We start from the raw sequence: 15,032 nt of genomic DNA, 5'->3' as shown, positions 1-15,032 counted from the left end.
GTCCATTGTCCTTTGTTCTTTGTAAATAACCGAAAATCACTAATGACTAATGACTAATGACCAATGACTAATAACATTTAAGAAGCCGATCGTTGCTGATCAATTTGTAATGGGATATTTTCGCGCACGAGTTGCCAAAAGTGCTTGATGGGGGGAATTAGCAGCCGATCTTGAGTTGTTACCATTACTACCCGCCGAGTCAAACTGGAACCGTCTGCTAAACCACTATTACTATTGCTGGCTAAGGAACGAATCGCCAAGGTAGGGTCAGTACGTGCTTCTATTAGTGCTGATTGAGGTAGTAAAGCTATTAGTTCTCCTTGGCGCACTACTCCCCGGAAGGCATCTAAGGTATTTACCTCTAAAGCTGCTTGGAGTTTAGCTTCCATTCGCTCAAATCTATCTTGTATTAAGCGCTGCATCCCATAACCATCTTTAAAAACCACTTGGGGATAACGAATTAGCTCCGACCAAGGAACGCATTCATATTGGGCTAGTGGATGATTGGCTGCGGTCAGAACTTCTATAGGTTCATCATAAAGTACTTCTACCACCATTTCTCTACCAGTGGTTAAAAAGCGATTATTCATCACAATTGCTAAATCCACCAATCCATCTTTGAGGACTTTCAGGGCGCGATCGCTTCCCAATGAAGTCACTCGCAATTGCACATCTGGATAATCATGACAAAAATTTTGCAACACTGGGGGTAAGTAAGATCCACATAAGGAGTGAATGGCGGCAATGCAAAGTTCTGGCTGCTTTCCGGCAATTAAATCAGCTAATTCTTCTGTGGCTGTCTGCCATTCTTGGCAAATTTTGCGGACACGGGGTAGTAAACATTCACCTCCCAGCGTCAATTTTGCATGACTATTTCTATGAAATAGTTCTACACCCAAATCTGCTTCCAATGCCTGGATTTGGCGACTAATGGTCGATTGGGTAACACCAGATGTTCGCGCTGCTTGTTGAAAGCTGCCGGTTTGTGCGATCGCCAGAAAGGCTTGCAACTGCTCTAGGCGCATTTTTATGTAGCCTGAATTACATTTATAGCTTTCATTTAAGTTAACGGTTTTTTATCCACAATTTAGTATAGTTTGTTACAGTAGTTTTGCTCTGATTTACATTTAGGTAAATCAGATTTTACCGCCTTTTTCGTCAATTCTCCGCTTTGTATCGATGTCCTAACGCCAAAGGAGAGGATGAATCTCACTGCGACTCCAGCATTTCTTCAACAGACAAACCAATATCATTCGCAATTTGGCGTAGCAATCTCGGCGAAATATCACGGCTCTTGTGAAACGGAACTGTTGTTCCTCGACCATCTTGGTGACGAAACTGCTTGTGTGAACCCTTTTGGCGCACCTCCACAAAACCAAGGTTTTCTAGAATGCGGACGACCTCTTGTGGCTTCAGGACAGGAATGTTGCTCATGGTTTACTGAACCACGATCTGCTGTGTACCGACAAATTCCGTCTCAAATGTCGCGTCTTCATCTTCTAGAAGCATCTCAATCACTTCGCGTAGATTTTCCTGTAACTCATCCAAGGTTTCTCCTTGAGAATGCGCTCCGCGAAATCCAGGCACATAACCAACGTAAAGATTAGTATCAGAATCTCGCTCAATTATCGCGGTAAAGGTTTTCATAAAGTTGGTCAGTGGCAATATGCTTTAGATCATAGCCGGACAATCACCTGTTCATAGTAGAGGAATCTGACCTCCAATTTGACGAAATTACCACTCAGCCAAAGCAATCGCTATTCCTTGTTGCAAATCTGCTATGAGTGAAACATCATTGGCTAATTGCAGCAATTGTTGATGTGCAACTTCCCCATCCAGATTTTTGAGTGCTGCGATCGCGTGCAGTCTCACCGATGGATTAGAATCAGCTAGCAGCGAAATCAATGGTTCAATAGCTTGTATTTCACCTAACTGTCCTAAAGACAAAGCGATCGCACTTTTTACATTAGCAATCTCTGTGGCTGGATGTTGCGATTGTAGTATTTGCAATAATATTTCTGCGGCTTGTATGGTTTGCGGCTTTTGCACTCGCCCCAAAACTGTAACAATTTCTTGCCAAAGTGTCTCTGAAGTGCTTTGATTAAACGCTGTTTGCAAATATTCTAAACTAGATAGTGTCCCCACCCAAACCAAAGCGCGGATGGTTTCTAATTGCAATGGTAGCGGTGTATGGGGTGATATTAGCAGATCAAATAAATGTTTTGCAGCGTCATCACTACCCATTCTGGAAAGAGAAACTGCGGCTGCACAACAAACATCAATATTAAAGTCGTAAAGCTTGGGTTGTAGTCTCGTCACCAAATCTAATGCTTGGCGTAAGTCGGGGCGAAAACCTAAACCAAGGACTGCTGCACGCCTGACTGTAGCAGCGATATCATCCAAAGCGTTTAACAATACTGGTGGTACACGTTCGTCATGAAAACTGCTGAGGGCTTCAATTGCAGCAGTGCGGATTGTTGCTTGTGAATCTTGTACTATACTCAACAGAGGTGTGATGGTTTCTGTTTGAGGAATACAGGAAAGTGATCGCACTGCTAAAAGTCGTGTATCTTCATCTAATAAAAGTTCAGAAAGTGCTGCGATCGCAACAGTACCCATTTGCCCTATTGCTGTAGCTGCGATCGCTTTGATTTCTTCATCCTCATCAGTTTTCAACAATTCAACCAAGGGTGCGATCGCTTCTGGGTGCTGAAACTCGCCTAAAGTCCGCGCTGCATACCAGCGTAATTCTTCCTCTGCATTTTCGTCTTCTAATATCTCAATGAGTGGTGGGATAGCAATATTTCCCAAGTGAATTAACACCTTGGTGATTTCCCAACGCTGTTGAAAATCCCCTTTCTCTAATATCGAAAGTGTTAATGCCAGCAGATATTTTCGATTTTTAACTATCTCTGGATCTTCAGAGTTTGTCCCTAAAATTAATTGTTGTAAATATTGAATTAGTGATGACCAATCAGCCGTATCATGTGCTGTCTGGGCTTGCACTAAAAGCTGGTTGATATTACTCACGATACCCTAAATTGTATTGTTTAACTTGGCTTGACTACAACTGAATTGCCCTCAATCTTGGCGGCGTAAGTTTTAAGCGCTTCTGTCGCTGGGCCTTTTTGCACTTTACCATCAATGCCAAATTCCGAACCATGACAGGGACAGGCGAATTTTTTTGCCTCAGCTTGCCATGCTACGGTGCAATTTGCATGAGGACAGGTAGGGTTAACAGCAGTCAGATTTGCAGTTTTAGATGTACCGACTACCAACACAGGCCCAGCAGGTGAGTTTTTCGCCAGCAATTGACCTGTTTTATCTAATTCTGCCGAAGTTCCTACTGTTTGCCAATCTCCCGTTGCTGAAGTTGTCCCGGAAGAACAGGCTGCGATCGCTATAGGTAGAGAACTCGCTATCCCACCCAAACCTACCCAATTAATAAAATCACGACGTTTCATAGGTGCTGAAATGATATTTAAGTTTTAGCTAACATCTGCTAGTCAATTTTGGATTCAGAATTGATCTACAGCAATCCAAAATCCCTTTGATCATTTCAAATACCCTTCATTAAGCGCTTTGCGTGGCTCATTGGCTGGCTTTGATGCAAAAAATGCATATAGTTTATTCATTTTCAGCAATTTTACCAAAAAACCGTAACAATTTATACGATTTTAACATAAATCTGGCTTTAACTTATGAGTATCGAAATTGTTACATGAACATTATCCAAACCTGCTTGACAAATTCCCAAGATGTAAATGGCAACAAGTTTTTCTTAACTAATCACGGATTTGGAGTTTCGCTTTGGAATGCTCTTAAGTAAAAATAATCAGCCATAAGCAAATATTAAGTTTTTATTTCCTAAGCCTCGTAGATACAACACCTGATGGAACTACGGGTTAATTGATATTGAGCAAGCATCATCACAAGTTCTCACTAGATTCAGTAATTTGCATTGAGAGTCAGATCATGACAGACACAGCAACTACCACTACCAGCCTCAATAAGTTCGAGAAATTCAAAGCGCAAAAAGATGGACTCGCCATCAAGAGTGAGATAGAGAAATTTGCTGCCCTTGGTTGGGAAGCAATGGACGAAATCGATCGAGATCATCGGCTCAAATGGGTGGGTGTGTTTTTTCGCCCAGTCACCCCAGGTAAGTTTATGATGCGGTTGCGGATGCCTAACGGTATTCTCACAAGCAGTCAGATGAGTGTTTTAGCCCAAGTGGTGCAACGTTACGGTGATGATGGTTGCGCCGATATTACTACGAGACAGAATATCCAATTACGGGGGATCAGAATTGAAGATTTACCAGATATCTTTAATAGATTTCACGCAGTTGGCCTAACCAGCGTCCAGTCAGGGATGGATAACGTCCGCAACATCACAGGCGATCCGGTGGCGGGATTGGATGCAGATGAGTTGTACGACACACGAGAGTTAGTACAGCAAATTCAAGATATGCTCACCAACAAAGGCGAAGGGAATCCAGAGTTTAGCAACTTACCACGGAAGTTTAATATTGCGATCGCAGGTGGACGAGACAATTCAGTTCACGCTGAAATTAATGATTTAGCTTTTGTTCCAGCATTTAAGGAAGGGAGTGGAGAGTGGGGAGTGGGGAGTGGTGAAGAATCTCCTACTCCCTACTCCCTACTCCCTAATCCCCAAAAAGTTTTTGGCTTCAACATCATTGTGGGTGGCTTTTTCTCAGCTAAACGTTGTGAGGCGGCGATTCCTCTAAATGCTTGGGTACTTCCCGAAGATGTAGTCGCTGTATGTAGAGCCGTTTTGGAAGTCTTTCGTGATCATGGCCCGCGTGCTAATCGGCAAAAATCGCGCCTAATGTGGCTAATTGATGAATGGGGTGTAGAAAAGTTTCGAGTAGAAGTAGAAAGCCGTTTGGGTAAATCATTATTACCCGCAGCAGCAAAAGACGAAATCGACTGGGAAAAACGCGACCATACCGGGGTATATAAACAAAAACAACCAGGATTGAATTACGCAGGTTTGAACATTCCTGTCGGGCGGCTGTATGCTGAAGATATGTTTGAAATTGCCCGTCTAGCGGAAGTTTACGGCAGTGGCGAAATTCGCTTCACAGTTGAGCAAAACATCGTTATCCCCAACATTTCTGACTCGCGTTTAGCAACATTTTTGACAGAGCCTTTGCTGGAAAGGTTTTCTATTGATCCAGGTTTGCTAACGCGATCGCTAGTATCTTGTACAGGCGCACAATTTTGCAACTTTGCCCTTATCGAAACCAAAAACCGCGCCCTGGCAATGATTAAAGCCTTAGAAGCAGATTTAACCTTCACCAATCCAGTCCGAATTCACTGGACAGGTTGCCCCAACTCTTGCGGACAGCCCCAAGTTGCAGATATCGGCTTGATGGGAACTAAAACTCGTAAAAATGGCAAAACTTTGGAAGGCGTTGATATATATATGGGTGGCAAAGTTGGCAAAGACGCTCATTTAGGAACTTGCGTTACCAAAGGCATACCATGCGAAGACTTGCAGCCAGTATTGCAAGATTTACTAATCAAAAACTTTGGGGCAAAACTCAAGCAAGAAGCTTTAGTAATTAACAGTTAGTAAGTAGCTGGTGAGCATGAAATAGTAAATAAAATCCTAGTTCGTAGTGAGTGAGCAAGGTTTATTAAGACTAAAGTTCTCACTACAAACTTGAATTTATTTACGCCTCGTTACTGAATTGGTAGTGCTTAATAAATGACAAAAAATAAAGGACAAATGAAAAATATTTCGCGTAGAAAATTTATTTTAACCACCACTACTGCGGCGGCGGCTTCTATCTTGGCTCATGGTTGTTCTTCCGGTAGCAATACAGCGTCAACAGGTGGTGACACACCTTCTGCGGCTCCGGCTGCAAATGTCTCTACAGTAGCGAATGCGCCGAAGGTAGAAACAACTAAAGCCAAATTAGGATTCATTGCTCTAACTGATGCTGCTCCTCTAATTATTGCTAAAGAAAAGGGTTTCTTTGCCAAATACGGCATGACTGATGTTGAGATCATCAAACAAAAATCTTGGCCTGTCACCCGTGATAACTTAAAAATCGGCTCATCTGGCGGTGGTATTGATGGCGCACACATCCTCAGCCCCATGCCTTATTTGATGACCATTAACGATAAAGTGCCAATGTATCTTTTGGCAAGATTAAATACCAATGGTCAGGCTATTTCTGTTGCCAATAAATTTAAAGACCTGAATGTAAAATTAGAAAGTAAGGCGTTGAAAGAAGCTGCGAGTCTTGCCAAAGCCGAGCAAAAAGCCTTGAAATTTGGTATGACCTTTCCTGGCGGCACTCACGATTTATGGATGCGCTATTGGCTAGCGGCTGGCGGTATTAATCCAGATCAAGATGTGGTTTTATCACCTGTACCACCACCACAAATGGTGGCGAATATGAAAGTCGCTACTATCGATTCTTTCTGTGTGGGAGAGCCTTGGAACGCTCAATTGGTCAACCAAAAATTAGGTTATTCAGCTTTAGTTACAGGCGAGTTGTGGAAAGATCATCCAGAAAAAGCTTTTGCAATGCGGAAAGATTGGGTTGATCAAAATCCTAATGCTGCACAGGCATTGTTGATGGCAGTTTTGGAAGCTCAACAATGGTGCGATCGCGCCGAAAATAAAGAGGAAATGTGCAAAATCTGTTCTGGTCGTAAATACTTTAACGTTGCTGTTGCAGATATTTTAGAAAGGTCTAAAGGCAATATTGACTTCGGCGATGGACGGACTGAGCAAAACTTTTCACATCCGATGAAATTCTGGGTAGATAATGCTTCCTATCCTTTCAAAAGTCATGATATTTGGTTTTTAACAGAAGAAATTCGCTGGGGCTATTTACCAAAAGATACTAAAGTTCAAGAAATAGTTAATCAAGTGAATAAAGAGGACTTGTGGAAACAAGCAGCTAAAGCTATTGGTGTTGCTGATTCTGAAATTCCTAAGAGTACTTCTCGTGGAGTTGAGACTTTCTTCGATGGTGTAAAATTTGACCCTGAGAAACCAGAAGAATATTTGCAAAGTTTAAAAATCAAGAAAGTTTAATGAAGTATTTAGGCACAATCTCACTTTGTGATAATACTGCGCTAACTCACTACAAACTTTAATTTTACGCCTAGCTACGTAAAGGCAACCGGAGAACAAAGAAAATGACAGCTATTCTTGGAAGTCGCAATTTCAGAAAGAATAACCGCAAAAATCTTAATAAATTAGTTTCGCAAAAAATTGTGCCACCACTGGTAGCATTAGCTATTTTTCTCGTGATTTGGCAACTAGTTTGTTTAACTCCTAACTTCGGTTTACCTGGCCCAATAGAAACATTTTCAGAAACTTGGGACCCTTTTATAATTGATCCATTTTTCGATAATGGTGAAAGTGATAAAGGCTTGGGCTGGCAGATACTTAGTAGTTTGGGAAGAGTTGCTTTGGGCTTTTCGCTAGCAGCAATTGTTGGCATTGTATTGGGGATTTTCATTGGTGCTAACAAGTTACTCTATAATGCCGTAGATCCTATTTTCCAAGTGTTGCGAACAGTACCGCCTCTAGCATGGCTACCAATTTCCCTGGCAGCATTTCAACAAGCGAATCCTTCAGCTATTTTCGTGATTTTCATTACATCCATTTGGCCGATTGTGATCAACACTACGGTGGGCGTGCAACAAATTCCTCAAGACTATGTAAACGTAGCTAGAGTTTTACGTTTGAAAGGACTAAAGTATTTTCTAAAAGTTGTGTTTCCTGCAACTGTTCCTTATATATTCACAGGGTTACGCATTGGCATTGGTTTATCTTGGCTAGCAATCGTTGCAGCAGAAATGTTAGTCGGCGGTGTGGGAATTGGTTCATTTATTTGGGATGCTTACAACACAACCACAGAAACTAACTTAAGCGAAATCATTCTCGCACTAATTTATGTTGGTTTAGTCGGATTGTTACTAGATAGAATGGTTGGTTTTATAGCCAGCAAAGTTGTCCCAGAATAATAAAAGTAGTTACTAAGAACAAATGACAAAGGACTAACGACCAATGACTACTTTTGTTGAAGTTGACCACATCGACCGTGTATTTGAACTTCCCAATGGCGGCAAATATATTGCTCTAAAAAATATTGATTTGAAAATCCAAGAAGGGGAATTTGTTTCTCTAATTGGACATTCTGGTTGTGGTAAGTCTACTTTGCTCAACATCATTGCAGGTTTAGATAGAGCAAGTGTTGGCGGTGTGACGTTAGAAGGGCGGGAAGTTAGAGAACCCAGTCCAGATCGGATGGTTGTATTTCAAAACTACTCTTTGCTGCCTTGGTTAACAGTACGGGAAAATATTGCCCTAGCTGTGGATGAAGTGTACAAGGATAAGCCCAAAGGCGATCGCAGAAGCATTATCGAAGAACATATCGATATGGTGGGGCTGCGTTTGGCAGCAAATAAACGTCCTAGCGAGTTATCTGGGGGGATGAAACAACGGGTAGCGATCGCTCGCGCCTTAGCAACTCGTCCCAAGTTATTACTGCTAGACGAACCATTTGGAGCGTTAGATGCCCTAACACGGGGTAGTTTGCAAGAACAACTGATGAAAATTTGCAACGAACACAACGTTACTTGTGTGATGGTGACACATGACGTAGATGAGGCGCTTTTATTGAGCGATCGCGTTGTCATGCTCACTAATGGCCCAGAAGCTCACATTGGGCAAATTCTCGAAGTGCCAATTCCTCGCCCGCGTCAACGCTTGGAAGTCGTCAAACATCCCAGCTACTACAGTCTGCGGAATGAAATGATTTACTTCCTCAACCAACAAAAGCTGGTTAAGAAACGCAAAGCACAGCAGACTTCAGCACCAGTAGCCATATCCCGCAACGGCTTAGAAAAAGTCAATTTAGAAATTGGCTTTATGCCTCTGACTGATGCTGCACCTTTAATCGTTGCTCAAGAAAAAGGCTTCTTTGCCCAGTACGGTTTAGAAAATATCACCCTCACTCGTGCTAATAGCTGGAAGGAAATAGCTCAAGGGGTTGTTACTGGCAAATTAGATGCCGCCCAAATGCTGGCGGGAATGCCTTTAGCCCTAACTTTGGGTGCTGGTGGTAAAAAACCAGTTCCTATAATCAATGCCCTAAATATCTCTCGCAATGCGAACGCCATTACCTTAAGCAAAAGATTATATAGCCAAGGTGTCAGAAATCTGGCTGGCTTAAAAACAGCAATTAACGCTGCTCCCGACCAAATTCTAACTTTGGGTGTAGCTCACTCTACTTCAATGGTGAACCTAATCCTGCGTTATTGGCTGGCGGCTGGTGGCATCGATCCCGATCGAGATGTCAGCTTAACGGTGATTCCACCAATGGAAATGGTTTCTCAACTCAAAGCCGGAAATATTGACGGTTACTGTGCTGGAGAACCTTGGAATTATCTTGCTGTTCATCAAGACTTAGGCTTTGTTGCCGCCACAGCTTTAGAAATTTGGTCAGGACAGCCAAAAAAAGTGTTGGGAGTGCGGGAAGATTGGGCGCAGAAATATCCAGAAACTTATCTTGCTCTGCTTAAAGCACTCTTAGAAGCTTGTAAATACTGTGATGATTTCCGCAACCGCGAAGAAATTTTAGAAATAATCTGCCGTCCTGAGTACTTAGACATAGATCCTGTATATGTTCGTCCTGGTTTCGTCGATCACTACGATCGCGGCGATGGTACAGAACCACAAGAATTCAAAGCATACAACCAGTTTTATCTCAATCAAACCAACTATCCCAACCGCACTGAAATTTTGTGGATGGCTACTCAGCTAGCACGTTGGGGTTTAACACCCTTCCCAAAAAACTGGGTCGAGGTAATTGAAAGAGTCTGTCGCACAGACATATTTGGTGCTGCTGCCCGCGAACTCGGCTTACTCGATATCGGAGAAGATGACCCTGTTCACTTATTTGATGGGAAAGTTTTTAACCCATCAGAGCCGATAGAGTATCTCAAAAGTCTGGAAATTAAGCGGCAAATACGTATTGAAGAAGTATTTCTTTAGTCATTGGTCATTTGTGACTGACAAATAACAAACTACTCATAGATAAACTTACGATGCAAATAGTAAACAGCAAAACCCAAATTAATAAACTGCAAACGAGAAAAGCAGAAAATTTTTTGGTGATTGAAGGTGTAAGCAAAATTTATCCAACTTCTGAGGGTCCTTACACCGTACTGGATGGAGTTGACCTGAAAGTACGCGAAGGCGAATTTGTGTGCATAATTGGTCACTCTGGCTGTGGCAAATCAACTCTGCTCAACATGGTTTCCGGGTTTAACACTCCCACCGATGGTATTGTCTTGCTGCAAGACAAACCCATCACCGAACCAGGCCCAGACCGGATGATGGTGTTCCAAAATTATTGTCTACTGCCTTGGCTGAGTGTCTTTGATAACGTTTATCTCGCCGTTGATTCGGTGTTTCCTAAAAAACCCCAGGCAGAAAAACGGGCGATCGTCAGAGAACATTTAGCAATGGTGGGACTCACAGAAGCAGCTGACAAGAAACCCAATCAGCTTTCTGGTGGGATGAAACAGCGAGTTGCGATCGCTCGCGCCCTTTCCATCCGTCCGCAAGTTTTGATTCTTGATGAACCCTTTGGGGCATTAGATGCCATCACAAAAGAAGAATTACAAGAAGAACTCCTGCAAATCTGGCGTGAACATCAAGTCACCGTACTGATGATTACTCATGACATTGATGAAGCGCTTTTCCTCGCAGACAGAGTTGTGATGATGACTAACGGCCCATCTGCTCACATTGGTGAAATCCTGAATATTCCCTTCTCCCGTCCCCGCAATCGTCGCCGCATCATGGAAGATCCAGAATATTACGACCTGCGAAACTACGCTCTAGACTTCCTATTCCGCCGATTTGCTCATGCTGACGAGTAACTACCGCTTCGCGGAGTCATTTGTCAAGAGTTAAGAAATTTTCTTCTGCTTCCCTACCTTCTTCTGTGTGTCCTCTTCAATTAGGAAGATTTGAATGCTTAAAAATTTATTTTCATTCAGCGATCGCTACCGCATCTTACATCAAACTTGGTTTGCCTTCTTTCTCACCTTTGTCTGTTGGTTTAACTTCGCTCCCTTTGCTACAACCATTGGCAAAGAGCTAAGTTTAGCGCCTGAGCAAATCAAAACTTTGGGCATCTGTAACCTCGCCCTTACGATCCCTGCACGGCTCATTATTGGGATGCTTCTGGATCGTTTTGGCCCCAGAATCACCTATTCAATCCTGCTGATGTTTGCATCTGTTCCTTGTTTGGCGACGGCGCTAGCGCAAGATTTTAATCAACTAGTCATCAGTCGTTTGCTGATGGGAATTGTCGGATCTGGGTTTGTTGTGGGTATCCGCATGGTGGCCGAATGGTTCCAGCCAAAGGAAATGGGAATTGCTCAAGGCATTTATGGCGGTTGGGGCAACTTTGGAGCTTTTGGCGCAGAGTTTGCTTTGCCAATACTTGCAGTAGCTACTAGCTTTTTTGCTGGTGGTGCTTCTAACTGGCGATTTGCGATCGCACTTACAGGAATCATTGCTGCTATTTACGGCGTAATCTATTACAACAGCGTCCAAGATACACCCACTGGTAAAGTCTACAAGAAACCTAAGAAAAATGGTTCTCTAGAAGTGACCAGCATTAAAAGCTTCTGGGCGCTAATTATCTCTAATTTTGGTTTGATTTTCGCTCTCGGTTTATTAGCTTGGCGTTTAGAACAAAAGAATATTCACTTCCTAACTTTAAGCCAAATGTATCTAGCTTGGTTGTTATTAGCAGGATTGTTTGCTTACCAAAGTTACCAAGCTTGGCAGGTAAACCGAGAACTTCTAAGTGGTAAAAAAACTTACGCTCCATCTGAACGCTTTCAATTTGGTCAAGTAGCTTTACTAGAATTCACTTACATAACTAACTTTGGCAGCGAATTGGCGGTTGTTTCCATGCTTCCGGCATTCTTTGAAAAAACCTTTGCTTTAGAGCATGTTGTAGCTGGGATGATTGCTGCTACCTATCCCTTCTTAAATTTGGTTTCTCGTCCCAGTGGTGGCTTAATTTCTGATAAATTTAGTTCCCGTAAATGGACAATGACAATAATCAGTGTCGGCATTGGTGTTAGTTATTTAATGGCACATTTTATTAATGGTAACTGGCCAATTCCGCTAGCGATTGTAGTTACAATGTTAGCCGCTTACTTTGCCCAAGCTGGCTGCGGTGCAACCTACAGCATCGTACCCCTAATTAAAAAAGAAGCCACTGGACAAATCGCCGGTAACGTCGGAGCTTACGGTAATTTTGGCGGCGTAGTTTACCTGACAATTTTTAGTTTAACCGACGCTCCAACACTTTTTACCACAATGGGTATAGCAGCTTTAATCTGCGCTTTTATGTGTGCCTTCTTCCTCAAAGAACCAAAAGGTTCCTTTGACGCTGCCTTTCAAGGTGAAGTACCAGAAACCGCAACTAAAAACCCTAACTTTTTAGCGGAAGAATAGACCTGTCTTGAAAATAGAGAGTAGGGAAAATAAATTCTTATAGTTCGTAGCGAATGGACTCAAACAAACTTTGCGTTCCTCTGCGCTATACTCTGCGCCCCTCTGCGTTTAAATTTCACCCCTCAATTCACCACGATTTTACGCAAAGCTGTATTAACTTGCGCTTTTCAAACAGTCGCTACATCTGAGGTTGCACAATCAAAATAACAAAATGGTACAACCGCCATGAGTGAATTTACCAAAACCCTTTGTCCTTACTGTGGTGTTGGCTGCGGTTTAGAAGTTTCACCTCCAGCCCAACATAACAAAGCAACTAATAGAGATAGCCAAGGAAATCCAACTTGGCGGGTGCGTGGCGATAAAGCCCATCCATCTAGTCAAGGAATGGTTTGCGTCAAAGGCGCAACGATCGCAGAATCTTTAGATAAAAATAGATTACATTACCCAATGGTGCGAGACTCCTTAGATCAAGAGTTTCGCCAGGTTAGTTGGGATGAAGCTTTCGATATGATCGTCAAGCGCATTCAAACCGTGCGCTTCACCCAAGGGCCAGAAGCCATTTGTATGTACGGTTCTGGTCAGTTTCAAACTGAGGATTATTACATAGCCCAGAAACTGATGAAAGGTTGTCTGGGTACTAATAATTTTGATGCCAACTCTCGCTTATGTATGTCTAGTGCTGTATCTGGCTACATCCAAAGCTTTGGCTCAGATGGCCCGCCTTGTTGTTACGAAGATTTGGAGTTAACTGACTGTGCATTTTTAATTGGTACGAATACAGCCGAATGTCACCCCATCGTTTTCAACCGATTGGCTAAGTATCATAAAAAGAACCGCAAAGTCAAAATGATTGTGGTTGATCCCCGACGCACACCAACCGCAGAAGCCGCAGATTTACATTTAGCCATTCGTCCCGGTACAGATATCGACTTGTTAAACGGCATCGCTCACTTGTTGATGCGCTGGAACTACATCGATACCATGTTCATGGAAGACTGCACCAGCAACTTTCCCGCATACGCTGAGGTGATTCGCCACTATCCCCCAGAAATAGTAGCTCATCGATGTGGAATTAGCATTGAAGATTTAGAAACAGCAGCTCGCTATTGGGGTGAATCACAAAGAGTACTGTCTTTGTGGTCAATGGGTGTAAATCAATCGTCAGAAGGGACGGCTAAGGTCAGAACTATCATTAACCTGCACCTGATGACTGGACAGATTGGTAAACCTGGAGCTGGCCCTTTTTCCCTCACCGGTCAACCAAACGCAATGGGAGGACGGGAAGCTGGAGGTCTGGCGCATTTATTACCGGGTTATCGGGTTGTGAAAAATTCTCAGCACCGAGCCGAAGTTGAGCAGTTGTGGGGACTCAAGCCAGGACAAATTTCGCCCAATCCCGGTTTGACTGCTTGGGATATGATTACTGGCTTGGAAAATGGCGCTGTAGGGTTACTTTGGATTGCGGCTACCAATCCAGCTGTAAGTATGCCAGATTTGGAGCGCACGAAAAAGGCATTATTGCGATCGCCTTTCACTATTTACCAAGACGCATATTATCCTACAGAAACCTCTGCTTACGCTCATGTTCTGTTACCAGCAGCCCAGTGGGGTGAAAAAACTGGTGTCATGACAAACTCCGAACGAGTGGTAACTCTGTGTCAAGCATTTCGCCAACCGCCAAGGGAAGCTAAAGCAGATTGGGAAATTTTTGCCGAAGTTGGACGTAGATTAGGTTTTGAAAAAGAGTTTGCCTTTGCTAACTCTGCCGAAGTTTATGCTGAGTTTGTCAAACTAACTAAAACTCGTCCCTGCGATATGACGGGTATCAGTCACGTGCAATTACAAGCAGAAGGCCCTACTCAATGGCCTCACCCAGAAGAGAGCAGGGGGAGCAGAGGAGCAGGGGAAGCAGGGGGAGAAACCTCTCAAAAGCGGTTATATACTGATTTGCGCTTCCACACTCCTGATGGACGCGCTCGATTTGGGGCATATTACTCAAAGGGACTAGCAGAACCACCAGACCCAGATTATCCTTTTGTACTCACTACTGGAAGAGTTTACGGTCATTGGCATACGCAGACACGCACCGGGCGGATTGAAAAAATTTGCAAAATGCATCCCGAACCGTTTATCGAAATTCATCCCCGTGATGCTGCTCGTTTAGGTGTTGTAGAAAGTATGTATATAGAAGTGCGATCGCGTCGAGGTAAAGCTAAGTTTCCTGCTAAAGTGACAAAAGCGATCACACCTGGTACAGTTTTTGTCCCCATGCATTGGGGTTCTCTATGGGCAGACAATGCCGAAGCTAACGCCCTTACCCATCCAGAATCTTGCCCCGATTCGCTCCAACCAGAATTAAAAGCCTGTGCTGTGCAACTGATACCAATCTCTGTGGAAGTTACAGTCAAAGATTATCAACTCCAGTCCTCACAATGGTAAGCTACATTTTGTAGCTCTATGGTAATTAATAATCACCAATAGGTAATTTA

General features: G+C 43.1%; 12 protein-coding genes. 7 read left to right on the top strand and 5 right to left on the bottom strand.

All coding sequences use genetic code 11. From position 1 onward, the window contains the following. Positions 1 to 77 precede the first annotated feature (77 nt). From H6G96_RS02255 to H6G96_RS02235, 5 genes are all read right to left on the bottom strand, one after another. Complete coding sequence (locus H6G96_RS02255) at positions 78 to 1,025, bottom strand: LysR family transcriptional regulator (RefSeq protein ID WP_190909796.1); 948 nt, start codon at positions 1,023 to 1,025, stop codon at positions 78 to 80. A 184-nt stretch (positions 1,026 to 1,209) separates the two neighbouring features. Next, entirely contained in the window at positions 1,210 to 1,434 is a 225-nt protein-coding gene (locus H6G96_RS02250; protein ID WP_190909794.1) for a type II toxin-antitoxin system HicA family toxin, read from the bottom strand. A 3-nt stretch (positions 1,435 to 1,437) separates the two neighbouring features. After that, positions 1,438 to 1,647, bottom strand: a complete 210-nt coding sequence (locus H6G96_RS02245; RefSeq protein ID WP_190909792.1) for a type II toxin-antitoxin system HicB family antitoxin — start codon at positions 1,645 to 1,647, stop codon at positions 1,438 to 1,440. Between the two features lie 87 nt (positions 1,648 to 1,734). Further along, on the bottom strand, positions 1,735 to 3,033 hold the full coding sequence (locus H6G96_RS02240) for a HEAT repeat domain-containing protein (protein ID WP_190909984.1): 1,299 nt from the start codon (positions 3,031 to 3,033) through the stop codon (positions 1,735 to 1,737). 17 nt (positions 3,034 to 3,050) lie between these two features. Beyond that, the gene (locus H6G96_RS02235) at positions 3,051 to 3,464 is read right to left on the bottom strand and encodes a ubiquinol-cytochrome c reductase iron-sulfur subunit (RefSeq protein ID WP_190909790.1); all 414 of its coding nucleotides are present in this window, start codon (positions 3,462 to 3,464) and stop codon (positions 3,051 to 3,053) included. A gap of 511 nt (positions 3,465 to 3,975) precedes the next feature. Between H6G96_RS02235 and H6G96_RS02230 the strand changes: the two genes are divergently transcribed. The 7 genes from H6G96_RS02230 to H6G96_RS02200 all read left to right on the top strand — a co-directional run bounded on the left by H6G96_RS02230 (position 3,976) and on the right by H6G96_RS02200 (position 14,982). Further along, positions 3,976 to 5,604 (top strand): ferredoxin--nitrite reductase, encoded by a 1,629-nt coding sequence (locus H6G96_RS02230; RefSeq protein ID WP_190909788.1) that lies wholly within the window; start codon positions 3,976 to 3,978, stop codon positions 5,602 to 5,604. Positions 5,605 to 5,760: 156 nt separating this feature from the next. Then, entirely contained in the window at positions 5,761 to 7,083 is a 1,323-nt protein-coding gene (locus tag H6G96_RS02225; protein ID WP_190909786.1) for a CmpA/NrtA family ABC transporter substrate-binding protein, read from the top strand. A 104-nt stretch (positions 7,084 to 7,187) separates the two neighbouring features. Further along, positions 7,188 to 8,021 carry a nitrate ABC transporter permease gene (ntrB, locus tag H6G96_RS02220; RefSeq protein WP_190909783.1) on the top strand — a complete coding sequence of 278 codons (834 nt, stop codon included), beginning with the start codon at positions 7,188 to 7,190 and terminating at the stop codon, positions 8,019 to 8,021. A gap of 43 nt (positions 8,022 to 8,064) precedes the next feature. Further along, the gene (locus H6G96_RS02215) at positions 8,065 to 10,053 is read left to right on the top strand and encodes a nitrate ABC transporter ATP-binding protein (protein ID WP_190909781.1); all 1,989 of its coding nucleotides are present in this window, start codon (positions 8,065 to 8,067) and stop codon (positions 10,051 to 10,053) included. A gap of 53 nt (positions 10,054 to 10,106) precedes the next feature. Next, positions 10,107 to 10,946: a nitrate ABC transporter ATP-binding protein gene (locus tag H6G96_RS02210; protein WP_190909779.1), complete on the top strand. Its 840-nt coding sequence runs from the start codon at positions 10,107 to 10,109 to the stop codon at positions 10,944 to 10,946. A gap of 94 nt (positions 10,947 to 11,040) precedes the next feature. Next, positions 11,041 to 12,543: a NarK family nitrate/nitrite MFS transporter gene (locus tag H6G96_RS02205; RefSeq protein ID WP_190909777.1), complete on the top strand. Its 1,503-nt coding sequence runs from the start codon at positions 11,041 to 11,043 to the stop codon at positions 12,541 to 12,543. A 225-nt stretch (positions 12,544 to 12,768) separates the two neighbouring features. Then, a complete protein-coding gene (locus H6G96_RS02200; protein WP_190909775.1) occupies positions 12,769 to 14,982 on the top strand; it encodes a nitrate reductase in 2,214 nt (737 codons plus the stop codon). Positions 14,983 to 15,032: the final 50 nt, after the last annotated feature.

The sequence above is a fragment of the Nostoc sp. FACHB-892 genome (assembly GCF_014698795.1).
GTDB lineage: Bacteria > Cyanobacteriota > Cyanobacteriia > Cyanobacteriales > Nostocaceae > Nostoc.
Note: the sequence above shows the minus strand (reverse complement) of the source record. Positions and strands in the feature narration are given on the sequence as shown.

Excerpts from the sequence above, each read along its gene's own strand:
- H6G96_RS02210 (WP_190909779.1), top strand. The coding sequence starts at position 10,107 with ATGCAAATAGTAAACAGCAAAACCCAAATTAATAAACTGCAAACGAGA.
- H6G96_RS02250 (WP_190909794.1), bottom strand. The coding sequence starts at position 1,434 with ATGAGCAACATTCCTGTCCTGAAGCCACAAGAGGTCGTCCGCATTCTA.
- H6G96_RS02235 (WP_190909790.1), bottom strand. The coding sequence starts at position 3,464 with ATGAAACGTCGTGATTTTATTAATTGGGTAGGTTTGGGTGGGATAGCG.
- ntrB (WP_190909783.1), top strand. The coding sequence starts at position 7,188 with ATGACAGCTATTCTTGGAAGTCGCAATTTCAGAAAGAATAACCGCAAA.
- H6G96_RS02205 (WP_190909777.1), top strand. The coding sequence starts at position 11,041 with ATGCTTAAAAATTTATTTTCATTCAGCGATCGCTACCGCATCTTACAT.
- H6G96_RS02225 (WP_190909786.1), top strand. The coding sequence starts at position 5,761 with ATGAAAAATATTTCGCGTAGAAAATTTATTTTAACCACCACTACTGCG.
- H6G96_RS02215 (WP_190909781.1), top strand. The coding sequence starts at position 8,065 with ATGACTACTTTTGTTGAAGTTGACCACATCGACCGTGTATTTGAACTT.
- H6G96_RS02230 (WP_190909788.1), top strand. The coding sequence starts at position 3,976 with ATGACAGACACAGCAACTACCACTACCAGCCTCAATAAGTTCGAGAAA.
- H6G96_RS02245 (WP_190909792.1), bottom strand. The coding sequence starts at position 1,647 with ATGAAAACCTTTACCGCGATAATTGAGCGAGATTCTGATACTAATCTT.
- H6G96_RS02255 (WP_190909796.1), bottom strand. The coding sequence starts at position 1,025 with ATGCGCCTAGAGCAGTTGCAAGCCTTTCTGGCGATCGCACAAACCGGC.
- H6G96_RS02200 (WP_190909775.1), top strand. The coding sequence starts at position 12,769 with ATGAGTGAATTTACCAAAACCCTTTGTCCTTACTGTGGTGTTGGCTGC.